A 21,974-nucleotide genomic window follows, 5' to 3' on the forward strand; every position below is an offset into this window, starting at 1 on the left:
CCGCGTGACGAGCATCCGGAACTGGCTGCTCGCCGCCGGCCGGCTGTTCGCCTCGATCGTCACGGCGCTGATCGCGCTGGTGCTGCTCCTCGCGCTGGTCACCGGGTTCGTCCTGGTGCCGGTCCTCGGGCTCGGCGTGCCGGTGGTGGCAGGCGCCCTCAGCGCCAGCCGCGTGCTCGCCGACCTGCACCGCCAGGAGGCCGGACGCGTTCTGCGTGTGGAGCTCGTCGCCTCTTACTGCTCCGAGCCCGGGTGGGGATGGCGCGACCTGCTGGCCTGCCTGCGCGACCCGCAGAACGGCCGGGATGTCGTCTGGCTCGGCGCGCATGCCGTGGCGGGCATCGTCGTCTTCTGGGTGCTCTACGCGCTGCTCGCGGCGGTCTCGAGCCTCGCGATCGGTGCGAACGGCCCGTTCTCGGTGCTGACGCTCCCGGTTCTGGTGCTCGTGGCGGTGATCTGGTGGACGGTGCCGTGGGCCGTGCGCGGGTTCGCTCTGCTGGTCCGCCTCCTCCTGGCTCCCGACACGACGCTGGCCCGGCGGGTCGAGCAACTCACGGAGTCGCGTGCGGCGGCCGTGGACGCGCAGGCCGCCGAGCTGCGCCGGATCGAGCGCGACCTCCACGACGGGGCGCAGGCGCGGCTCGCCGCCGTGGGCATGGCGCTGGGACTCGCCGCCCAGGCCGTCCGCTCCGACCCCGACCGGGCCGCCTCCTTGCTGGAGGAGGCGCGCGCCGACGCAGGTAAAGCACTTGCCGAGCTGCGCGACCTCGTCCGCGGCATCCATCCGCCGGTGCTCGCCGACCGCGGTCTCGTCGGCGGGCTCGAGGCCGCCTCCCTGCTGTGCCCGGTGCCCGTCGCGCTCGACTTCGACCTGCCCGCGCGGCCGGAGGCCCCGGTCGAGTCGGCGCTGTACTTCGCCGCGACCGAGGCCCTGGCCAACGTCGGACGGCACTCGGGTGCGACGAGGGCGTGGCTGCGCGCCCGCTACACACGCGGCCGGCTCACCGTCCTCGTCGGCGACGACGGCCGCGGCGGCGCCGATCCCCGTCGCGGCACCGGCCTGCGCGGCATCGAGCGCCGCCTCGCCGCCTTCGACGGGACGCTGCACGTCAGCAGCCCGCCCGGCGGCCCCACAGAGATCACGATGGAGTTGCCGTGCGCCCTGCCCCCGCCGGACTCAGGACCGTCATCGCCGAGGACCACGTCCTCCTCCGCGACGGTCTGATCCGGCTGCTCACCGCCAACGGCTTCGACGTCGTGGAGGCCGTCGACAACGGCCCGATGCTGCGTGAGGCGCTGGTCCGCAACCGTCCGGACGTCGCGGTGGTCGACGTGCGGCTCCCGCCGACCTTCACCGACGAGGGCCTGGTGGCGGCGATCGCGGCACGCCGGGACGTCCCGGGGCTGCCGGTACTCGTGCTCTCGCAGTACGTCGAGCAGCTCTACGCCCGCGAACTGCTCGCCGACCAGGCAGGCGGGGTCGGGTACCTGCTGAAGGACCGTGTGGGAAAGGTCGAGGAGTTCGTCGAGGCGGTGCGCCGGGTGGCGGCGGGTGGCACCGCGATGGACGCCGAGGTGATCGGCCAGCTGCTCGGCCGCCGCTCCGCACCGCTCACCCGGTTGACGGCACGTGAGCGGGAGGTGCTGGAGCTCGTCGCCGAGGGCCGCTCGAACGTCGCGATCGCCGCTGCGCTGTTCGTCACGGAGAAGGCGGTGGGCAAGCACATCAGCAGCATCTTCGCGAAGCTCGACCTGCCGCCCTCCGACGACGACAACCGCCGCGTGCGGGCCGTGCTCACGTACCTGCAGGCGGCACCCGGAGCCCGCTGACCCGCGACTACCCTGGACTCCCGTGTCACTCACCCTCGGCATCGTCGGCCTGCCCAACGTGGGCAAGTCGACGCTGTTCAACGCCTTGACCCGCAACGACGTCCTCGCAGCGAACTACCCGTTCGCCACGATCGAGCCGAACGTCGGTGTGGTGTCGCTGCCCGACCCGCGCCTCGACGTGCTGGCCCGCATGTTCGCCTCGGCGAAGATCGTGCCGGCCACCGTGTCGTTCGTCGACATCGCGGGCATCGTGAAGGGCGCATCCGAGGGTGCGGGGCTGGGCAACAAGTTCCTCGCGAACATCCGCGAGTCCGATGCGATCTGCCAGGTCGTGCGCGTGTTCGACGACCCGGACGTCGTGCACGTCGACGGGCGCATCGACGCCGCGGGCGACATCGAGACGATCTCCACCGAGCTGATCCTCGCCGACCTCCAGACCTTGGAGAAGGCGGTTCCGCGCCTCACCAAGGAGGCGCGGATGCAGAAGGACCGGCGCCCGGTGCTGGAGGCCGCCGAGCGGGCGGTCGAGATCCTCAACGGCGGCACCACGCTGTTCGCCGCGCGCGTCGACCCCGAGCCGCTGCGCGAGCTCACCCTGCTCACCACCAAGCCGTTCCTCTACGTCTTCAACGCCGACGAGGGCGTGCTCTCCGACGAGGCGAAGCGCAAGGAGCTCGTCGAGCTCGTGGCCCCCGCCGACGCCGTCTTCCTCGACGCCAAGGTGGAGGCGGAACTGCTGGAGCTGGACGAGGAGTCCGCCCGCGAACTGCTGGAGTCGATCGGCCAGCACGAGCCCGGCCTGCACGCTCTCGCCCGTGCCGGCTTCCACACGCTCGGCCTGCAGACGTACCTCACCGCAGGGCCCAAGGAGTCACGGGCCTGGACGATCAAGAAGGGCGCCACCGCCCCCCAGGCGGCCGGGGTGATCCACAGCGACTTCGAGCGCGGGTTCATCAAGGCCGAGATCGTCTCCTACGACGACCTCGTCGAGGCCGGGTCGATGAACGCGGCCAAGGCGGCGGGGAAGGTGCGGATGGAGGGCAAGGAGTACGTCATGGCCGACGGGGACGTGGTGGAGTTCCGCTTCAACGTGTAACGAGGCGATTCCGTAACCGGCTTGTAGTTTCGGCCGCGGGTCATAAACGTGATCGCGATGATGGGCACGACGCTTCTCTTGCAGGCGTACGACGAGCAGCTGCGTACCGATGCCGAGACACCCGGCGCGGTCTCGGTCACCCGTCGCGGCCCGCTGCGTCTGGTGACTTTCGGCGGCGGACGGGGGTTCGTGACCTACCGCGACCTCGGTGGAGCCGACGTCGGCGAGATCGCCCGCCTCGTGCCGGAGGTGTTGACGCACTACCAGGCCGATCCCGGGATCGAACGGGTGGAGTGGAAGACACGTGGCCACGACCACGCCCCCGGGCTCCATGAGGCGCTGGTGGGCAACGGGTTCGTTCCGGACGAGCCCGAATCGATCATGGTCGGTAACGCCGCGGCTCTGACAGCCGAGCCACCTCTGCCCGAGGACGTCACACTGCGCCGGGTGACCGAGGAGCCGGACGTCCGCGCCATGAGCGCGATGCAGGACGAGGCATTCGGTGAACGGGCCTCCGAACGGACCGCTGACGCGCTGCTGTGCCGGCTCGCGCTCGGTGACGGGATGGAGTTGTGGGTCGCCGAGGCAGAGGGCCGGATGGTCGGTGCCGGCCGGCTCGAACCGGTCGCAGGCAGCGACTTCGCCGGGCTCTGGGGAGGCGCGACACTGGCGCAGTGGCGCGGTCGGGGTATCTACCGTGCGTTGACGGCGGCGCGCGCCCGATCCGCGCTCGCCTGCGGGAAGACGCTCATATACAGCGACTCGACCGAGTACTCCCGTCCGATCCTCGAACGCTCTGGTCTCGTGAAGGTGTCGACGACGACGCCGTACGTGTGGCGGCGCTGAGAGGTTGTGCGGCCGCGCAACGTGGTCGAGTTCCGCCTCACCGTGGAGGTGCAGCGCCCGATGCTCCATCGCCCGGGCCTTCATACATGAGTATGATGTCGCGTATGAGTTCGGATCGGGTCACGGTCTCGCTGCCTGCCGAGGTGCGGTTGGCTGCGCAGCGAGTAGCCCAGGAGGCCGGGGTTCCGTTCTCAGCTGTGGTCACCGAGGCGCTGGAGACGTGGGTGCGTGGGCGCCTGATCGATGCCTGGCTGGTGGAGTACCAGGCCGAGCACGGAGCGTTCGACGAGGCTGAGCTGCGAGAGATCGCCGCGGAGGCCGGGGTGGCCTACATCCCGCCGAGCCCGTCGCGCACAGTCGCATGAGGATGGTGCTGGACGCCGGGGCATTGATCGGGGTCGACCGGTCGGATCGACGTGTTGCCGGCCTGATCGCCCTCGGTCGAAGGGCTAGGGCGGATCTGGTCACCATGGCGCCGGTTGTGGCGCAGGCGTGGCGTGACGGTGCCCGCCAGGTACACCTGGCCCGCGCCTTGGCCATGATCGATGTCGTTCCGATGGACCTGGATGTGGCGCGGTCAGCCGGCGAACTGCTCAAGGTGGCCGGCGGCTCGGATGTCGTCGACGCATCGGTCGCCCTGCTCGCCCGGCCGGGTGACCAGATTCTGACCAGCGACCCAGGCGACCTCGACACGCTCGTCAAGGCGCGGCCTGTGACCGTGGCGGTCGTCCGGGTCTAGCGAGACGCGCTTGTCATGGTGGTCCGTGGCGGTGCGTGGTCGAGTTCCGCTTCGACGTCTGACCGTTGGGCTATGAGCTGCGGCTAGCTGACCAGCTGCTGCACGCGGCCATAGCTCACCCCGAGGACGATGGCCGCGTCCCGCAAGCTCAGATGGTCATCGCGAACCAGTCTCCGCGCTGCCTGGCGCCATGTCTTGGCTGCCTCGCTGTTGATGGCCTCTGCCCTGGCTTGGTCGGCCCGTGCCTGGTTCATGAGTGTCAGGGCGTCGGGGTCGATCCGCGAGTAGTCCATCTCGACGGAGATCGTCTCGGGGTCGACGTCGAGCCAGAGCGCGATCAAGGTTCGTGCGGTGTCGGCCGCGGAAGCCAGGGTGCGTGCCTGTCCGACGGCGTCGATCTCGGGGACCTCGATCACCCACAGACCGCTGTCGCGGAACGCCTGCACCGTGTAGGTGCGTGCTTCGGTGGGGGTCACCGCCACCACTCCTTCCCGAGACAGGGAATCTGCTGGCCGATCTTGCCGATCACGTACGAGGACACTTCGTGGCGGGGTACTGCGGTCTGGTGCTTGCCGACGCAGTTGCAACGCCAGATTTCGTGTTCGCCACCCTCGCGGACGAAGTAGACGTCGTGGTCGCGTAGTCGCCGTGTGACCTCGGTGTACTTCATCTTCGGAGGCTTAGGCAGAGCATAAGTGTAGTAGCCCTACACGGCAAGCGTTAAGAGAGGCTACACGCGCTGCGTCGCGACCAGCCGCGGCTCCGGTCGGTGTCCGGCCATTCATCCGGAAGGCTGCCGTGCCTCGATCGTGCGGAGGGCGTCACCAGGTCAGCGAGGCCGCATCGGATGCGGGAAAACCTTGCGATCAGAACAGCGTCGCGAGGGCGCGGTCGAGGTCGGGCAGGCCGGAGAGGTCGATGAGGAACTGATCCTCGAGGGCACGACGGATAGCGGCGGGTGACTCCAGCGTGCGGCGTTCGCTGGGGCCGTCGACGTGGTGCACGGCGAGGCTCAGCCCGGTGGACCTGCGGCCACTGAGGGCGTAGCGGCGGTCGGTGTCGGCGCGGCCGATCAACAGACCCCCGACCATCATGGAATCGGGATGATGCGTGTTGTAGAAGTTGCTCATCGAGATGTCGGCCATGTACGTCTCGGCAAGGTCGAACCGGTACAGCGCCATCCAGCGACCGCCGAGCAGAGCCTCCAGCACGAACGCAGATCCATCGGGCCGAAGGCGAAGAAGGCCGTGGGGTGTCGGTTGCTCCGTATCCGGCTCGAGTGCCAGCACTCCGGTGAGTCTGAGTCCGAAACCTGCATCGACGATGTGGGGACCATTCGGCAGTTCGACGAGAAGCAGCATGTGGGTGCGCGGGGGCATCGGCGTGTCGGCCGGTCGGCTCCACATCACCCTCCCGGAGAGGAGGGTGGTGGTGTAGCCGAGGGCGTCGAGCACACCGCGCAAAAGCAGATTGTGTTCGTAGCACCCGCCACCGCGACGTGAGCGGACGATCTTGGTGATCAAGGATGCCTGGTCGAGGTGCGTCTCGCGACCGGTGAACTTGTCCAGGTTCTCGTAGGCGATCGCCTGCCCGTGAGCAGCGGCGATCCGTGCCAGCGTCGCGAGGTCCGCCGGAGGGCGTTCTCCGTCCCACGCGCCGGACAGGCCGATTCGGTGCAGGTAGGCGGCGACATCGAAGTCGATGGCTGTTGTCGCGGTGACGCTCACGGACCCTCCTCGCGGCGGTGTGGATATGTGCCTGACCGGCTGTCCGAATCGCCGTTATTCCGTCGGGCCACTCTTCGCGCTCAGCTGAATGCCATGTCGAGGTGCCCGCGGCATGCTCGATTCTAGCCGGAGTCGACGAGTCCGAGCCCGGGCATACTTCGCATTATTCGGTGAAGGGATACGCATTCATTGCGAGCTTCTCCTGTCACTCTCACTAACGGTGGGCCTTCCAGTCCGCGGCATGGCGATGCCGCGCGGGCTGGAGACCGAGGCCACCACGCTGCGACGTTGCCCCGTCGCGCGGTCTTTGAGACGCTCGGGTCGGGCTCCTGAGAGCGGGGCTTCCTGGACGAGCGGCGCCGTACCCAGATCGCGACAAGACGGCGACCTTCTGGAGCCTGTGATGGCTTGGTTGGTGCTCATCGTGTCCGGGGTCTTCGAAGCGGTATGGGCGACGGCTCTCGGGAAGTCTGCCGGTTTCACGCGGTTGACCCCCTCGATCGTCTTCGTCGTGGCGCTCATCGTGAGCATGGGCGGGCTCGCCTACGCCCTGCGCACCCTGCCGGTCGGCACTGCCTACGCCGTCTGGGTCGGCATCGGGGCCGCCTCGACCGTTGCCTACGCGATGGGAACCGGCGAAGAGTCCGTGTCCGCGCTCAAAGTCGTCTTCCTTCTCGGCATCATCGGCTGCGTCATCGGCCTGAAGTCACTCCACTAGGCGGCTTGCAACTTCGCTGCTGCAAGCTGTGCCGGACGACGCGCGGCAGGAAAGAGGAGAACATCGTGCGGATCGCAGTCGCCGGCGCGACCGGGAGCATCGGTTCCCTCACCGTCAGCTCCCTCGAACGCGACGGGCATGACGCCGTGCGCATCAGCCGGTCGCTCGGGGTGGACCTGACGACCGGTGACGGGCTCGACGATGCCCTGAGCGGTGTCGAGGCGGTCATCGACGTCACCAATGCGCCGGCAGCCGATCGGGCCGGGTCGGTGGCGTACTTCGCCACCACGACGCGGATCCTGCTCGCCGCCGAGGCGCGTGCCGGTGTGCGCCACCACGTGCTGCTCTCGATCGTCGGGATCCATCGCGTCGAGGGCAATGCCCACTACGCAGGCAAGCAGGAGCAGGAGCGCCTCGTCGCTGCGGGACCGGTCGCGTGGACGATCGTGCCGGCCACCCAGTTCCACGGCTTCGCCGAGATGGCGGCGAGCTTGACCGAGCAGGACGGTGTCGCCACGATCGCGCCGCTGCTCGTGCAACCGGTCGCCCCCGCGGACGTGGCCGACATCCTCGCCGAGGTCGCGGTGGGTGAGCCGCAGGGGCGATATGTCGATGTCGCCGGGCCCGAGACGCAGGACCTGGTGGACATGGCCCGGCGCACCAACGACGCGCGCGGCCGCACGGTGAAGCTCGTGCCGACGTGGGCGGCGCTGCACGGCCCGGCGATGGCAGGCAATGTGCTGCTGCCCGGCGTGGGGGCTCGCATCGCGCCGACAACCTTCGACGAGTGGCTCGCAGGTCAACGACAAGCCTGACGTCGACGTCCGATCAGGGCGGCTGTTCACCCCGCGGTGGCAGTGTCCCGGTGGGTGATCAGGGGCAGGGCGGGGGAGTCGTCCCGCTCGATGACGTGTGCCAGCGAGCCTGATTCGAGGGCGACCCACAGCGACTCGTCGGCGGCGATGGCGAGGCCGTGCGGTTCGGCTCCCGGGGTGAAGCTCGCTTCGGCGATGATCCGGCCGTCGCGATCGAGCCGGACGACAGAACTGCCGGCCCACAGCGTCGCCCAGCATCCCCCGTCCACGGTGGCCGCGACCGCATGCGGACGGCAGGATCGGTCGGGCAGGGGAAACTCGTCGATCCGGCCGTCGGGACGGATCCGTCCGATCTGGCCGGCGCCGATCTCGGCGAACCACACAGCGTCCCGTCCCGCATGGATCCCGACGGGAGCCGCGCCGGGCGTCGGTAGCGGATAGGTGGTGACCTCGCCCGCCGGAGTGATCCGTCCGATGGCGTCGGCCTGGTTGAGCGTGAGCCAGAGCGCACCGTCGGGTCCGGCGGTGATCGGGCCGGGCATGCTGCCCGCTGCCAGCGGGAACTCGTCGGTCGTGCCGTCGAACGCGATCCGGCCGATCCGGTCTCCGGCCAGCAGCGTGTACCACAGCGTCCGGTCCGGACCGGCGCACAGGCCGTAGGGCATGCCCGTCGGGGTGAGCACCGGCAGCGAGGAGATCGTGCGGTCGGCGTCGACGCGGCCGATTCTGCCGTCGCCCCGGCTGAACCAGATCGCGTCGTCAGGACCGGTGATCAGCACCATCGGGCGGCTCTGCTCGGCGTCGAGCGCGAAGCGGTCGACCTGGCCGTCCGTGCCGAGCCGTGCCAGCTCGCCGAGCTCGACCAAGGTGGTCCACACCCCGCCGTCCGCATCGATGGCGACGCCATAGGCGCCCGGCCCCACCTCGTACTCGGTGATCGACACTCCCGTCCCCCTTCTCTGGGGTGCGACTGTAATGCGACCCGTGTCGCGTTGATCCGGGAGCCGCTCACTCGCGCCGACGGCTATGCCCGCGCGGCTCTCGGTCTCATCGGCGGATCGCGAGAAGGGCGATGTCATTCAGAATCTGCGAAACTGCTACACCCATTGATGGCGGAATCGTCTTTCGCTGCCTGGAGAAAGTCGAGGGCCGGACAGCGAACGGGACTCTCGCCGCGGATCGCGACGAGAGTCCCGTTGATCGAGGAGCGGACGGTCAGCAGACGAGGTTGGTGTCGAAGCCCCCTTCGTCCTCTCCGTACTGGACCAATCTCGTTTTGGCACCGGTGAAACTCGTGGTGCACATCGTCTTTGCGGCGTTGCTGTCCGTGTACGTCGCGAGCCACAGTGGCGCGTTGTCGAGGGAGTACATCGGCGTGAACTGTGGCTTCCACGCCGTCCGGTAGTTCGCAGCCGTCGACGCGGTGTACCCGCCGGTGATCTTGCGCCACTGGTAGCCGGTCGAGTAGAGCCCGACCTCGGCCACGCCGTGGCTGCGCAGGTAGTCGTTCATCCCCTGCACCATCGCGGTGTTCGACATGCCGTTGCCGCCCCACCGGTTCTCTATCTCCACATCGAGCCACCACGTGTGCTGTGTCATGCCCCGGTCGACGGCCATGGCCGCGCTGAGTGCGTTGGCGGCAGCGTGCCAGCCGTAGTCGTAGGTGCACCCGGCGTCGGTTGTGGAGCGGGCGTCGATGCACAGCACCGGATCCTGGCTGCCCGACCGTGGCCAGTAACCGGCGCCGCCCGGTGCCGGATTGCTGGTGTTGAGGTAGACCCCGGCTCCGTACGGAGTGCCCTTCGCCCACTGATACTGGGCACTGATGCAGGGGTTGGTGGTGAAGGGGCGCCCCTCGTTGATCCCGACGATGCCGAAAGAGCCGTCGTCCGTGGGAAGCGCTACACCGCACTGCGGGTGGGACACGTCGTGGCCCATGTCGCCCGACGGGGAAACGCGGCGAGTGAGGGGAACTGCGGTGTCGTGGCGGGGCGTGCCGCCAGGAGGTCTGTGGGAGCGGCTCGGGGGTGGGGGATGAGTACCGGCGCGGCCGCGCGGCGTCTCGGCCCAAGCGGTCGACGCAACAAGTCCGGTGGCCATGATCGCCAGCGCGACCACCATCACGACCGTTCGCGTCAACCTCTGGGCCAGCGTCAGAAGCATTCGCCCATTCCTCTACTGCTTACTGTGCGCGGGCGGTCTTTCCGCCATCGCGATCCTGATCGGGTCACGAGTCGCGGACGTGCCGGCACAGCCGCAGCCGCCTGGACCGAATCATGACCATGAGGCTAAGCCCGGCCGGTGCTCGGGGCAGCGAAAGCGTGTCTCATTTCATGTGATACTTGACGTTGCGCTCCTGCGTGTTGCAGGGGTGGAGAGTTGGTCCGCCGGCGAACCGACCCGAACTGCGCACCTGACTCGATTTCACCGAATTCATGGGCCTCGCGAATGGCGCAGGATGGACATATCGAACGCAGCTGTAGCCTTCATTCTTTTCAATTCGAAAATGTCTCGAACTGAAAATCATCGGCCGCTGCAAGTCTTGCGGAAAACGGGGGTTCGCGGTCTGGATCGTCGCCGCGCGCCGAGTGGGCCGAGTGAGCGGCGGCCGCGGAGATCGCGCAGCGGAGCGCGGCCTATGGAACAGCGATCCAGCGCGCCGCCGCTTCGGCGCTGTCCACCGGACTCGTGTTGAAGGCGATGGCTGCGTCGGGCGCATGCTGCCGAATCAGGTTGACCACCTTTTCGAAGAACGGGAGCATCGGTTCCGGCTTTCGAATTCCACCGCCCACGACGACGCAGGCGTAGGAGTTCCGGGTCAGCTGGTCCACGATCTTCGCCTCGGCAGTCCCGTCGAGACCGACCAGACAGAGATCCGCCGAAACTCCTCGCTTCTCGAACTCGCTCTTCCCCTGTTCGAGGGCGGCTTCTATGGCGTCGGCGTCCATCCCGGGTACCGCACGCGGATCGATGCCGACGACGAGAACGTTCGGTGAGTGCAACTGCGGCCTCCGGGTACGGGTGAGAGGACCGCCAACGTACCGATCACCGCGCTGTTTCGAGCGCGGCTGCGGTGGCCGGGGTCAGCTCTCCTGCGGAGTCACCGGCTCCTGCGCGGGCAGGCCGGCCGCTTTCCACGCCGGGAACCCGCCCTCGACGTGCACGACGTCGTGGAAGCCCTTGGCCAGCAGCGCAGCCGCAGAGGGGCCGGACCCGAGTACCGAACCGCAGATCACGACGATCGGGGTGTCGAGCGACGTGACCGCCGGAAGGTGGGTGGCGGAGCCGAGATCGAACGCGGTGTCGATCGCGGCCTTGTCCACCACCGTCGCACCGGGGATCTCGCCGGCGCCGGCCCGTCCCCCGGCGCTGCGGACGTCGACGAGGAGGGCGCCCGCCTCGACCCGCTTCGCAGCCTCGGCGGGCGGGACGAGCGGAGCCAGCGCACCGGCTTCCTCGAGCGTGGGGGCTGTGTCGGTCATGCTCCCGCTCCCTGCTGGTCAGCGGCCTGCCTGTGGTCGACGGCCGTGAAGCCCGCCGCGCGGCCGGGGTCGTCGGGTCCCCAGAGAGTGGTCGAGACCTCGCGGCGCACCAGCGGTGCCACCTCCTCGGCGAACCGTGTGAGCACCTCGTGCTGCTGCGCGTAGGGCAGCATCGGGAACACCGAGACCGACTGGACGTCGTGGTGGTAGGCCTTGTGGTAATCGAGGATCTTCGCCGCCACCCGCTCCGGGGTGCCGACGAGCGCGGGGCCGTGTGCGATGGCCTCCTCGATGGTCGCGAACGAGGTGGCCTTGCCCGGCCGGTTGTCCCCTGCGTGCTTGGCCCGCATCTTGGCGGCGATGCCCTCGTAGATGGGGCGGTACTGCTCGATCGCCTTCGCGTCGGTGTCCGCGAGGAAGAGCCCGCCCGAGCCCGAGCCGACGTAACCCACGGCTGGGTCGTGCCCGTTGGCCTCCAGCTGCTCGCGGTAGCGGTTGATCAGCACGAGGTAGTTCTCGCGGGGTTGCAGCGCGTTGGCGGAGAAGAGGGGGTCGCCCCACTTGGCCGCGAGGTCCACCGCTGCCGTCGAGGTCGCGGAGCCGTGCCAGATGCGGAACGGGCCCGAGAACGGCCGCGGGTAGGTGGTGACGCCGTCGAGGTCGGCGTGGTGGGTGCCCGTCCAGGAGACGTTCTCCTCACGCAGCAGCCGGCGCAGCAGTTCGTAGTTCTCGGTGAGGTACTCGTACTGCCTCTCCAACTGGAGCCCGAACAGCGGGAAGTGCTTGTCCTCGTTGCCCTTGCCGATGACGATCTCCAGCCGCCCACCGGAGAGCTGGTCGATCGTGGAGTAGTCCTCGGCGACGCGCACCGGGTCGAGCAGCGAGAGCACCGTGACACCAGTGCTGAGCAGGATGCGGTCGGTGGCATTGGCGAGCGCCCCGAGCAGCACCGTGGGGGCCGACGACACGAACTCGCCGGCATGCCGCTCGCCGACGGCGTAGGAGTCGAAGCCGAGGCGCTCGGCCAGCACCGCGGTCTCCACCACGCGTTCGAGCCGCTCGTGAACGCTGATGATCTCCCCGGTCACCGGGTGCGGCGTGTGCGGGACGATGTCGAGGATCTGGAATCTCATGACCGGACTCCTTCTCGGGCGGGGACGGGACGGAGCCCCAGGTGTTCGCGCAGCGTGGTGCCCTCGTACTCGGTGCGGAACACCCCTCGCTCCTGCAGCAGCGGAACGACGGTGTCGGCGAACTCGTCGAGCCCGCCCGGCGTGATGTGCGGGACGAGCACGAAGCCGTCGCTCGCGTCGGTCTGTACGAACTCGTCGAGCGCGTCGGCCACCTGCGCAGGCGTGCCGACGAACGACTGCCGTGCGGTGACCTGGACCATCAGTTCCCGGATCGACAGCCCCTTCTCCTCGGCGAGGGCACGCCACTCGCGCGCGGTGGTGATCGGGTCGCGGTGCTGGCGCACGCTCGCCCGCCCGCGGGAGATGTGGTTCTCGCTGACGAGCGGGTCGATCTCCGGCAGCGGGCCGTCCGGGTCGTAGGCCGACAGGTCGCGGTTCCACAGCTGTTCGAGGAACTTGATCGCGGTCTGCCCGCTCACCTGCTGGTGGCGGATCACGTCGGCCTTCTCGTGGGCCTCGGCGTCGGTCTCGCCGAGCACGAACGTCGCGGCGGGGAGGATCTTCAGGTCCTCCGGGGATCGGCCATACTTCGCGAGCCTGCTCTTGACGTCGCTGTAGAAGGCCCGACCGGCCTCCAACGTGCCGTGCCGCGTGAAGATCGCGTCGGCGTCGGACGCGGCGAACTCGCGCCCCTCCTCCGAGTCGCCGGCCTGGAGGATCACCGGGTGGCCCTGCGGGCTGCGCGGGACGCTGAACCGGCCGCCGATGTCGAACTGGTCGGACGTGATCAGGAAGCGCCCGGCGTCGGGGTCGGAGAGGAAGGTGCCCGACGCCGCGTCGGCCACGATCTCCCCGCCCGACCACGAGTCCCACAGCTCCTTGGCCGCGGCCAGGAACTCCTTCGCGCGCAGGTACCGCTTGTCCTGGGGGAGGAAGCCACCGCGGCGGAAGTTCTCGCCTGTGAACTCGTCCCACGACGTCACGACGTTCCAGGCCGCCCGGCCCCCCGACAGGTGGTCGAGCGAGGCGAACTGGCGGGCGACCTCGTAGGGCTCGTTGAAGGTGGAGTTGATGGTGCCCGCGAGCCCGAGCCGCTCGGTGACGGCGGCCACGGCGGCGAGGATCGTGAAGGTGTCCGGGCGGCCCATCACGTCGAGGTCGTAGATCACCCCGTTCTGCTCGCGCAGCCGCAGCCCTTCGGCGAGGAAGAGGAAGTCGAACTTCGCCCTCTCCGCCGTACGTGCGAAGTGGACGAACGACTTGAAGTCGATGTGGCTTCCTGCGTCCGGATCGCTCCACACAGTGGTGTTGTTGACGCCGGGGAAGTGGGCGGCGAGGTGGATCTGCTTGCGGGGCCGGTTCATCGTTGTCCTCTCCACGTGGCCTCAGGCCACCGCGTACCGGTTGGCGGGACGGGGCAGGCCGAGCAACCCGCGCAGGGTGTCCGCCTCGTAGGCGGTGCGGAACGCACCGCGGCTCTGCAGTTCCGGGACCAGGCCACCCGTGATCAGCGGCAGGTCGTGCGCGACACCGGCCGGACGCAGGCGCACGCCGCTCAGCCCCGCCTCGTGCCACTCCTGCACGAGGTCGGCGAGCTGGACCGGGGTGCCCGTGAAGATCCGCGCGTCGCTGCGGAGCACGGCTTCGTCCAGGTCGTCGAGGCGAGCCCTGCGGGCGGCGGCCTCCCCAGGGTCCTCGTCGAGGAAGACCAGCACATCGCCGAGCACGTGCACGGTGTCGTCCGCGCGGCCCGCGGCGGCCTGCTCGGTGCGGATCTCCCGCAGGATCGCGTCGATGTCCGTCCAGGTCTGCGGGGTGACGAAGCCGAGGTCGGCGGAGCGGGCGAGCAGCCGGTAGGCGACGGTCCGGTGGGCGAGTGCGCTGACGATCGGCTGGCCCTGCGGTGGCCGCGGCGTGATCGACGGCCCGCGGACGGAGAACTGCGCGCCTGTGAAGTCGATGTAGTGGAGCTTGTCCCGGTCGATGAACCGCCCGGTGGCGACGTCGCGGATCTCCGCGTCGTCCTCCCAGCTGTCCCAGAGCCTGCGCATGACCTCGACGTAGTCCGCGCCCTCGTCGAACAGCCCGGCGAGCGCGTCGTCCTCGAGCCGGACGGGTGGGAACCCCCTGCGGCCGAACAGCGCGGCCTCGTCGGGACGGGCCGAGACGCGGACCCTGACCCCGGCGCGGCCCGTGCTGACGTAGTCGAGGGTGGCGATCGCCTTGGAGAGGTGGAACGGCTCGGTGTGAGTGGCGACCGCGGTCGGGACGAGCCCGATGTGAGAGGTCAGCGGTGCGACCCTGGCCGCGACGAGCACCGCGTCGAGCCGCCCCCGGACGTGGTCCGTGCGTTCGTCCGGCCTGAACCGGTGATCGGACTGCAGGACGAGCGAGTCCTCGATCGTCACGAAGTCCAGCAGCCCGCGCTCGGCCTCCTGTACCAGGTCGGTCCAGTACGCGGCCGTGAGCAGCTCGGACGGCCGCGCGCCGGGTTCCCGCCACGAGGCCGGGTGCCAGCCGGTGCCGTCGAGCGCAACGGCGAGATGCAGTGTGGACGGTGCCAAGGTGGTCATCGCTCCTCCGCGATGCGGCGCACCCACGAGCCGGCCGGAATGCCGCGGTCGTGCGACGCGCACTGGAACAAGGTCCTGGTCGTCGCCCACGGGCTCGATGAGCGGATGGGCGGAGCAGTCAGCTCCGACAGCTCGCGCTGGCCACCCGGAGGAGGTCGACGTGCAACCGGTGAGCCGCGCAGAAGGACAGGCGTGCGCGCACCACAGCCTCCGTCGCTCCCGGTGTGGGACTCCCGCACCCCGGCGTGCGGGTTGCGCGATGCCGAGCCGGGTGGTCCGACAATCCGGATGGGCGGCCAGTCATGGCCGTACAACGACTGTAAGTAGCTCGGCCCGGTGCTTTCAACCACGGGCTGCCCGCGTCACACGTGATCGGTCGGGGCGGGCTCTCCGGGGAGACCGGGCTTGCCTCGACGTTGCGGACCCGCGCTCCGCGCGTCACTCACCCGCCTCGGGTGTCGGCACCGGGCCGTCGGGCACTCACGATGGGCGCCTGACCGTGCCGTACGAGCGGTGAGCCTGGCGGAGGGGCGGCCGCCGGCAGCGCTCTCCGACGCCTGGCAGGAGGACCCATGGTTCATCGGCATCTGTCGCGAAAGGACCCGGAGGCCGAGTCGGCGGTGGCACCGCCCTACAGTCATCGGCTCGACCTGGAGCCCATCCCCAAGTACCGGCTGCCCGAACGAGGGGCCCGCCCGGAGGCCGCCTACCAGCTGATCCATGACGAGTTGCTGCTGGACGGCAGCTCGCGGCTGAACCTGGCCACGTTCGTGACGACGTGGATGGAACCCGAGGCCGACCGGCTGATGGCCGAGGCCTTCGACAAGAACATGATCGACAAGGACGAGTATCCGCAGACCGCCGAGATCGAGCGGCGCTGCGTGAACATGGTCGCGCACCTGTTCAACGCGCCGGAGGACGGCGACGCCGTCGGCACGTCGACCATCGGGTCCAGCGAGGCCGTCATGCTCGCCGGGATGGCGCTGAAGTGGCGGTGGCGGGCGCGCCGAGCCGCCGCGGGCCAGTCCACCGATCGGCCCAACCTGATCCTCGGGTCCAATGTCCAGGTCGTCTGGGAGAAGTTCTGCCGGTACTGGGACGTCGAGCCCCGCTACATCCCCGTGCAGCACGGCCGGTACGTGATCACCCCCGGCGAGGTGGTCGCGCGGATCGACGAGAACACCATCGGCGTCGTCGCCATCCTCGGCACCACCTACACCGGTGAGTTCGAGCCGATCCAGGAGATCCACGACGCCGTGGTCGCCCACAACGACGCGACCGGTCAGGACGTCCCGGTGCACGTGGACGCCGCCAGCGGCGGTTTCGTCGCACCGTTCCTGCATCCCGACCTGGTCTGGGACTTCCGGTTGCCGATGGTCAAATCGATCAACGTCTCGGGGCACAAGTACGGGCTGGTCTATCCCGGGGTCGGCTTCGTCGTCTGGCGCGACCGGCGGGACCTGCCCGAGGACCTTGTCTTCCACGTGAACTACCTGGGTGGGGACATGCCTACGTTCACCCTGAACTTCTCGCGGCCCGGCAACCAGATCATCGGCCAGTACTACAACTTCCTGCGGCTGGGCAGCTCCGGCTACCGCACGGTGATGGAGTCGCTGCGCGACCTCGCCGTGCACACCTCGTCCCGGATCGCGGCGCTCGGGCCGTTCGAGCTCATCAGCGACGGCAGCGCGATCCCGGTGTTCGCGTTCCGGCTTGCGGGCTCCGCGCCCTACACCGTCTTCGACGTCTCCGAACGGCTCCGGACCGGGGGCTGGCAGGTGCCCGCGTACACGATGCCCGACGCCGCTGCCGATATCGCGGTCATGCGGGTCGTGGTGCGCGAAGGCTTCAGCTACGACCTGGCCGAAGCCCTGGTCGGCGCCGTCAAGGGCGCCACCGACCACCTCGCGGCGGACCCACCACGGACCACCGCTACCCAAGGCGGCTTCAGCCACACCTGACGGCGGCAGGTCTGCCGGGAGGCACGGCGCGCCAGGCGGTCGCACAGCCGGCGAGGCGAGGAGGTGGAGATGGCGTCATCCGGACCTGCCACCCCCGCGGCGTCCCCTGACCCCACGGAGCTCCTGCGCAGCCGCAGTTACGTACAGCTCCTCGGGCTGGCCGCACTCGTCGGGATCCCGATCTCCGCGGCAGCCTACGGCTTCCTGGCGCTCGTCTCGGCGTTGCAACGGTGGCTGTTCCGGGATCTGCCACCCGCGCTGGGTCTCGGCCAGGCGCCGCTGTGGTGGCCGATCCCACCGCTACTGATCGGTGCCGTGCTGGTCGCCGTCGTGATCCGTTACCTACCCGGGCGCGGTGGCCGTTCGCCCGCCGACGGCTTCCACGCCGGCGGTGCCCCCGACCCGCGGGAGCTGCCCGGCGTCCTGGCCGCCGCCTTCGCCACCCTGGTCTTCGGTGTCGTACTCGGGCCCGAGGCCCCGCTCATCGCCCTCGGCGGCGGGCTCGGGGTCTGCGCGGTCCGCCTGGTCCGCCGCGGAGCACCCGCGCAGACCGCCGCTGTGGTCGCCGCAGCGGGCAGCTTCTCGTCGGTGAGTACCTTGCTCGGCTCACCGCTGCTGGGGGCGTTCCTGCTGATGGAGGCCTCCGGGCTCGGCGGAGCCATGCTCGGGCTCGTACTCGTCCCGGGGTTGCTCGCCGCCGGCGTCGGTTCGCTGATCTTCATCGGGCTGGACTCGCTGACCGGGCTCGGGACGTTCTCGTTGGCGTTGCCCGACCTCCCCCCGTTCGACCGGCCGACCGGCGCCGCGTTCGGCTGGGCGATCGCCATCGGAGTCGCGGCCGCCTTCACCGCCACCGGGATCCGCCGGCTGGCCTTGCTGATGCGGCCACACATCGAGCGGCGACTGCTGCTCCTGACGCCCGTGGCCGGTCTCGTCGTGGCGGGCTGCGCCGTGCTGTACACGGCGGTCACCGGCAAGAGCTGGTCCGATGTGCTGTTCTCCGGGCAGGATCAGCTCGGCCCGCTGCTCGGGAACCACGCCGGCTACACGGTGGGCAGCCTCCTGCTACTGCTGGCCTGTAAGGGGCTTGCCTACAGCGTGTCGTTGAGCGCTTTCCGGGGCGGCCCGACGTTCCCCGCCATGTACATGGGAGCTGCGGCCGGCATCGCGTTGTCCCATCTGCCGGGTCTCCCGCTCGTCGCCGGGGTGGCCGTCGGCATCGGAGCCATGTGCGTGGCGATGTTGAGGCTCCCGCTGACGTCGGTCCTGCTGGCCACGCTGTTGCTCGGATCGGACGGGATCGCCGCGATGCCGCTGGTCATCGTCGCGGTTGTGGTCGCGCACGTGGTGACAGCCAGGCTCACTCCACCGGCGTCGGCAGCACCCTCCACCGGTGAGCCTGCCGTGGACGGACCCACCGCGGAGAGCGCGCCCGAACGGTCCGGATCCACCTGAACCGGGAATACGCGGGACATGAACGTGCGATCCCCCGTCATGAGCTCTGTATTCGCCGTGACCTGGGACTACCGCTGCCCGTTCGCGCGCAACGCGCACGAGCACATCCTCACCGGCCTGGCCGCCGGCGCCGACTGGGACGTCCGGTACCTGGCGTTCTCGCTCGGCCAGGTGCACGTGGAGGAAGGCGAGCCCGACGTCTGGGACAGGTGGGAGGAGGACTCAGGACTGCTCGCGCTGCAGGCGGGTGTCGTCGTTCGCGACGAGTTCCCCGAGCGGTTCCCCGAGGTCCATCGCGCTCTCTTCGCGGTGCGCCACGACGAGGCCCTGCATCTGAACGACCGCGAGGTCGTGGCGCGCACCCTGAACGAGCACGGCGTCGCCGCTGACAAGGTGTTCGAGCGCATCGACTCCGGGACGGCGATCGCGACGGTCCGTGCCGAGCACGAGGAGTTCGCGAAGTCGCACTCGGTGTGGGGCGTGCCGACGTTCGTCGCGGGCGACCAGGCGGCGTTCGTCCGGCTGATGGACCGGGCCCCGGCCGGCGCGGACCCTGCCGTCTCCGTACGGGCGGTGGAGCGGGTGGTCGACATGCTCACGGGCTGGCCCGAGCTGAACGAGTTCAAGCACACGTCGATCCCGCGCTGACCGCTGCACCGTTGGACGAGCCGGTGAGCTCGATCCGCGTGCGGGACCGATGAGTTCTCGCTGCTTCGGTTGTCTCTTCAGCGGACCGGACGAGCAGCCCGACAGCGAGGAACGTGCATGAACGATCGATCGAGCCCCACCTTCGTCCTCATCCCGGGCGCGGGTGGAAGCGCCACCTACTGGTACCGGCTGGTCGAGGAGCTGCGTCAGCGGGGACGCGATGCCATCGCCGTGGGCCTGCCCGCCGCCGACGACTCGGCCGGGCTCGCGGAGTACGCAGACGCCGTGGTGACCGCCATCGGAGACCGGAACCGGATCGTCCTGGTGGCCCAGTCGATGGGCGGATTCACCGCCCCGCTCGTCTGCGAGCGGGCGCCGGTCGAGCTGGTGGTGCTGCTCAACGCGATGGTGCCCGCACCGGGCGAGTCACCGGGGCAGTGGTGGGAGAACACCGGGCAGCCCGCCGCAGCGGCTGCGTACGCGGCGAGCGAGGGGCGCCCGTCCGGGGGCGCGTTCGACCCGCTCGTCGAGTTCTTCCACGACGTCCCCGACGAGGTGAGGACAGTCGTGTTCGCGGAGCCTCAGCCGGAGCAGTCGGGCACCCCGTTCGAGAAGCCGTGGCCGCTCGAGAAGTGGCCGGACGTTCCGACCCGGTTTCTGCAGGGCCGCGACGACCGCTTCTTCCCGCTGGAGTTCCAACGGCGGCTGGTGCGGGAGCGGCTCGGCATCGCCGTCGACGAGATGCCCGGCGGCCACCTTCTCGCCCTCAGCAGGCCCCGCGAGCTGGCCGACCGGCTGGAGGGATATCTGTCCTGAGATTTCCGGCCGGGCGTGTCGATCCTGGCGTTCCCCGGTTGTCGTAGTACTGATCCAGGCCAGGCCGGACGACCCCGCTTCCTACAACGCCGCCTGACGAAAGTGACGGCGAGGTGAGATCGACGCCAGCGCGCTCCAGGACACGCCGGAGAGCGCTGGCGTCGATCTCACGGCAGGTCAGCGCCGCGCCGCCACCGCCTCCGCCAGTTCGTCGAGGAGGTTCGCCGTGGTGCCCCAGTCCAGGCAGGCGTCGGTGATGCTCTGCCCGCGGGTCATGTTCGGGCCGAGGTCCTGCCGGCCGGCGACGAGGAAGCTCTCCATCATCACGCCGACCACGCCCGGCTCACCCGTGGCGATCCGGCCTGCGATGTCCCGCACCACCTCTGCCTGCCGGACGTGGTCCTTGCCGCTGTTGCCGTGGCTCGCGTCGATGATCACGCGCTCGGGCAGGTCGGCCGACCGCAGCCGGCCGAGGGCGGCCGCCACGGAGGCGGCGTCGTAGTTCGGGCCGGGGGAGCCGCCGCGCAGGATGACGTGGCAGTCGGGGTTGCCGGTCGTGGTGATGAGGGCGGCGAGGCCGTCGCGGTTGATCCCCATGAAGACGTGGCTCGCGGCGGCGGCGCGGATCCCGTCCACCGCGGCCTGGACGTCGCCCTCGGTGGAGTTCTTGATGCCCACGGGCATCGACAGCGCGCTGCACAGCTGGCGGTGCACCTGGCTCGCGGCCGTGCGGGCGCCGATCGCGCCCCAGCTCACGACGTCGGCGAGGAACTGCGGGGTGATCGGGTCGAGGAACTCGCACCCGACGGGGAGGCCGAGCGCCGAGACGTCGAGCAGCAGCCGCCGTGCCGTGCGCAGGCCGGTGTTCACGTCGAACGTCTCGTCCAGGCCCGGGTCGTTGATCAGGCCCTTCCACCCGACGGTCGTGCGCGGCTTCTCGAAGTAGGCGCGCATCACGACGCGCAGCTCGCCGGAGACCTTCTCGGTGTGCTCGGCGAGGAGGTGGGCGTAGTCGAGTGCGGCCTCGGGGTCGTGGATCGAGCACGGGCCCACGACGACGATCAGGCGGTCGTCCCGGCCGTCGAGGATGTCGACGACCTCGGCCCGACTGCGTGTCACCGTCTCGGCCACGGCGTCGTCGATCGGGAGTTCGTGACGCAGCAGGGACGGGGACAGCAGCGGGCTGATGTGGGCGGTGCGATGCTCGTCCAGGGCGGGGACGGCGGTGAGGGGCATGACGTGGGCGCTCTCTCTCAGGCGAACCGCCCCGCCGAGATCTCGCGCCGAGCCGGTTCGTCGTCCGGCTCGTGGGGAAAAGGTCAGCGCAGCGGTTCGCCCGCCGACCCGTCACGGGCCGGAGCGGTAAACCAGTACTGGCGCTGCACGGGCGCGACTCTAGCCGATCGGCTCCGGCATCCGCTCCACCCGGTAGGCGAGTTCGAGCGTGCTGCCGGTGCTCGCGTCGGCGAGCTCCACCCGCCAGCGGTCGGCGAACTGGTCGACGCCAGGCAACATCGCCACGGTCCCGGACAGGAGCACCGTGCCGGGCACCAGGAGCTCGGCCAGCTCGTCGAGCCAGTACCGCGGCGCCAGCAGAGCGGCGAGCTTCGCGTCCTGGATCAGCTGCTCGGCACCGTCCTCATTCGCCACCCACGCCCGCAGATGCAGCTCGTCGAGATGGTCCTCGACGTCGACGAGCCGCCACGCGCCGCGGCCCAGCACGTCGAGCCCGGCGTTCTTGCTCCATGCGACGCCGTGCACCTCGAGCTCCCGGTCGGTGTGGTCGCACGCGACGGTGAGCAACAGGTCCTCCGGCGCCGGGCCCGCCACGACGAGCGCCCACTCGGCCTCGCCGGACGTCCGCCCGTGTTGCACCGGCACGCTGTCGGCCTGCGCGGCGAGGTAGGGCGCCACCGGATACATGGCGGGCGTGACCGCTGGAGCAGGAATCCCGAGCTCCGCCAGCTCGGCGACATGGGCCGCGACCTCCTCCTGTTCGCGGCCCGCATAGCCGGCGTTGAGCAGCCGGGTGACGGTGACAGGAACGGTGGTGCCGTCGGGCAGGTCGAAAACGAGGTCGCTCATCGAAGATCCTCGGAGGGCTTGCGCATGCCGCTTGTATACAGCAAGTATTG

At 69.8% G+C, this 21,974-nt stretch carries 24 protein-coding genes and 1 riboswitch; of the genes, 12 read left to right on the plus strand and 12 right to left on the minus strand.

Translation table 11 applies throughout. The features are described 5' to 3' along the window. Positions 1-4 precede the first annotated feature (4 nt). From MMF94_RS20785 to MMF94_RS20810, 6 genes are all read left to right on the plus strand, one after another. On the plus strand, positions 5-1,225 hold the full coding sequence (locus tag MMF94_RS20785; protein WP_241038776.1) for a sensor histidine kinase: 1,221 nt from the start codon (positions 5-7) through the stop codon (positions 1,223-1,225). Next, positions 1,156-1,830 (plus strand): LuxR C-terminal-related transcriptional regulator, encoded by a 675-nt coding sequence (locus MMF94_RS20790; protein WP_241038777.1) that lies wholly within the window; start codon positions 1,156-1,158, stop codon positions 1,828-1,830. Before MMF94_RS20785 ends, MMF94_RS20790 begins: the two co-directional genes overlap by 70 nt. Before the next feature lie 22 nt (positions 1,831-1,852). After that, a complete protein-coding gene (gene ychF, locus MMF94_RS20795; RefSeq protein WP_241038778.1) occupies positions 1,853-2,926 on the plus strand; it encodes a redox-regulated ATPase YchF in 1,074 nt (357 codons plus the stop codon). Positions 2,927-2,983: 57 nt separating this feature from the next. After that, entirely contained in the window at positions 2,984-3,772 is a 789-nt protein-coding gene (locus MMF94_RS20800) for a GNAT family N-acetyltransferase (RefSeq protein WP_241038779.1), read from the plus strand. Between the two features lie 104 nt (positions 3,773-3,876). After that, entirely contained in the window at positions 3,877-4,137 is a 261-nt protein-coding gene (locus MMF94_RS20805) for a type II toxin-antitoxin system CcdA family antitoxin (RefSeq protein WP_241038780.1), read from the plus strand. 2 nt (positions 4,138-4,139) lie between these two features. Continuing rightward, positions 4,140-4,511, plus strand: coding sequence for a hypothetical protein (locus MMF94_RS20810; RefSeq protein ID WP_241038781.1), 372 nt, complete (start codon positions 4,140-4,142; stop codon positions 4,509-4,511). 83 nt (positions 4,512-4,594) lie between these two features. Here MMF94_RS20810 and MMF94_RS20815 read toward each other — a convergent pair whose 3' ends face one another. From MMF94_RS20815 to MMF94_RS20825, 3 genes are all read right to left on the minus strand, one after another. Beyond that, on the minus strand, positions 4,595-4,987 hold the full coding sequence (locus MMF94_RS20815) for a hypothetical protein (RefSeq protein ID WP_241038782.1): 393 nt from the start codon (positions 4,985-4,987) through the stop codon (positions 4,595-4,597). After that, complete coding sequence (locus MMF94_RS20820) at positions 4,984-5,181, minus strand: type II toxin-antitoxin system HicA family toxin (protein ID WP_241038783.1); 198 nt, start codon at positions 5,179-5,181, stop codon at positions 4,984-4,986. The genes MMF94_RS20815 and MMF94_RS20820 overlap by 4 nt, the downstream gene beginning before the upstream one ends. 196 nt (positions 5,182-5,377) lie before the next feature. Beyond that, positions 5,378-6,238, minus strand: coding sequence for an arylamine N-acetyltransferase family protein (locus MMF94_RS20825; RefSeq protein WP_241038784.1), 861 nt, complete (start codon positions 6,236-6,238; stop codon positions 5,378-5,380). A 320-nt stretch (positions 6,239-6,558) separates the two neighbouring features. Then, positions 6,559-6,628: riboswitch (guanidine-III (ykkC-III) riboswitch) on the plus strand. 13 nt (positions 6,629-6,641) lie between these two features. Here MMF94_RS20825 and MMF94_RS20830 point away from each other — a divergent pair. Together MMF94_RS20830 and MMF94_RS20835 are read left to right on the plus strand one after the other, a co-directional pair. After that, entirely contained in the window at positions 6,642-6,956 is a 315-nt protein-coding gene (locus tag MMF94_RS20830; RefSeq protein ID WP_241038785.1) for a DMT family transporter, read from the plus strand. 65 nt (positions 6,957-7,021) lie between these two features. Next, positions 7,022-7,771 carry an SDR family oxidoreductase gene (locus MMF94_RS20835; RefSeq protein WP_241038786.1) on the plus strand — a complete coding sequence of 250 codons (750 nt, stop codon included), beginning with the start codon at positions 7,022-7,024 and terminating at the stop codon, positions 7,769-7,771. A gap of 26 nt (positions 7,772-7,797) precedes the next feature. Here MMF94_RS20835 and MMF94_RS20840 read toward each other — a convergent pair whose 3' ends face one another. The 7 genes from MMF94_RS20840 to MMF94_RS20870 all read right to left on the minus strand — a co-directional run bounded on the left by MMF94_RS20840 (position 7,798) and on the right by MMF94_RS20870 (position 14,959). Next, the gene (locus MMF94_RS20840; protein WP_241038787.1) at positions 7,798-8,715 is read right to left on the minus strand and encodes a Vgb family protein; all 918 of its coding nucleotides are present in this window, start codon (positions 8,713-8,715) and stop codon (positions 7,798-7,800) included. Positions 8,716-8,986: 271 nt separating this feature from the next. Further along, complete coding sequence (locus tag MMF94_RS20845; protein WP_241038788.1) at positions 8,987-9,709, minus strand: glycoside hydrolase family 25 domain-containing protein; 723 nt, start codon at positions 9,707-9,709, stop codon at positions 8,987-8,989. 698 nt (positions 9,710-10,407) lie between these two features. Continuing rightward, positions 10,408-10,719 carry a hypothetical protein gene (locus MMF94_RS20850; protein ID WP_241038789.1) on the minus strand — a complete coding sequence of 104 codons (312 nt, stop codon included), beginning with the start codon at positions 10,717-10,719 and terminating at the stop codon, positions 10,408-10,410. A 135-nt stretch (positions 10,720-10,854) separates the two neighbouring features. After that, positions 10,855-11,253: a rhodanese-like domain-containing protein gene (locus tag MMF94_RS20855; protein WP_241038790.1), complete on the minus strand. Its 399-nt coding sequence runs from the start codon at positions 11,251-11,253 to the stop codon at positions 10,855-10,857. Then, a complete protein-coding gene (locus tag MMF94_RS20860; RefSeq protein ID WP_241038791.1) occupies positions 11,250-12,386 on the minus strand; it encodes an LLM class flavin-dependent oxidoreductase in 1,137 nt (378 codons plus the stop codon). The genes MMF94_RS20855 and MMF94_RS20860 overlap by 4 nt, the downstream gene beginning before the upstream one ends. Next, positions 12,383-13,750 (minus strand): NtaA/DmoA family FMN-dependent monooxygenase, encoded by a 1,368-nt coding sequence (locus tag MMF94_RS20865; RefSeq protein WP_241038792.1) that lies wholly within the window; start codon positions 13,748-13,750, stop codon positions 12,383-12,385. The genes MMF94_RS20860 and MMF94_RS20865 overlap by 4 nt, the downstream gene beginning before the upstream one ends. Before the next feature lie 21 nt (positions 13,751-13,771). Further along, positions 13,772-14,959: an LLM class flavin-dependent oxidoreductase gene (locus MMF94_RS20870; RefSeq protein WP_241038793.1), complete on the minus strand. Its 1,188-nt coding sequence runs from the start codon at positions 14,957-14,959 to the stop codon at positions 13,772-13,774. Between the two features lie 572 nt (positions 14,960-15,531). Here MMF94_RS20870 and gad point away from each other — a divergent pair. The 4 genes from gad (at position 15,532) to MMF94_RS20890 (ending at position 19,839) form a co-directional block, all read left to right on the plus strand. Next, positions 15,532-16,920, plus strand: a complete 1,389-nt coding sequence (gene gad / locus MMF94_RS20875; protein ID WP_241038794.1) for a glutamate decarboxylase — start codon at positions 15,532-15,534, stop codon at positions 16,918-16,920. 69 nt (positions 16,921-16,989) lie between these two features. Beyond that, positions 16,990-18,375 (plus strand): chloride channel protein, encoded by a 1,386-nt coding sequence (locus MMF94_RS20880; RefSeq protein WP_241038795.1) that lies wholly within the window; start codon positions 16,990-16,992, stop codon positions 18,373-18,375. 39 nt (positions 18,376-18,414) lie between these two features. Continuing rightward, positions 18,415-19,023, plus strand: coding sequence for a DsbA family protein (locus tag MMF94_RS20885; RefSeq protein ID WP_241038796.1), 609 nt, complete (start codon positions 18,415-18,417; stop codon positions 19,021-19,023). A gap of 117 nt (positions 19,024-19,140) precedes the next feature. Then, positions 19,141-19,839 carry an alpha/beta fold hydrolase gene (locus MMF94_RS20890; protein WP_241038797.1) on the plus strand — a complete coding sequence of 233 codons (699 nt, stop codon included), beginning with the start codon at positions 19,141-19,143 and terminating at the stop codon, positions 19,837-19,839. A 177-nt stretch (positions 19,840-20,016) separates the two neighbouring features. Here the strand turns inward: MMF94_RS20890 and MMF94_RS20895 are convergent, their stop codons facing one another. Both MMF94_RS20895 and MMF94_RS20900 read right to left on the minus strand, forming a co-directional pair. Beyond that, on the minus strand, positions 20,017-21,075 hold the full coding sequence (locus tag MMF94_RS20895; RefSeq protein WP_241038798.1) for a 3-deoxy-7-phosphoheptulonate synthase: 1,059 nt from the start codon (positions 21,073-21,075) through the stop codon (positions 20,017-20,019). Between the two features lie 159 nt (positions 21,076-21,234). After that, positions 21,235-21,924 carry a DUF2848 domain-containing protein gene (locus tag MMF94_RS20900; protein ID WP_241038799.1) on the minus strand — a complete coding sequence of 230 codons (690 nt, stop codon included), beginning with the start codon at positions 21,922-21,924 and terminating at the stop codon, positions 21,235-21,237. Positions 21,925-21,974 lie beyond the last annotated feature (50 nt).

This window comes from Pseudonocardia alaniniphila (assembly GCF_022524485.1).
Lineage (GTDB): Bacteria > Actinomycetota > Actinomycetes > Mycobacteriales > Pseudonocardiaceae > Pseudonocardia > Pseudonocardia alaniniphila.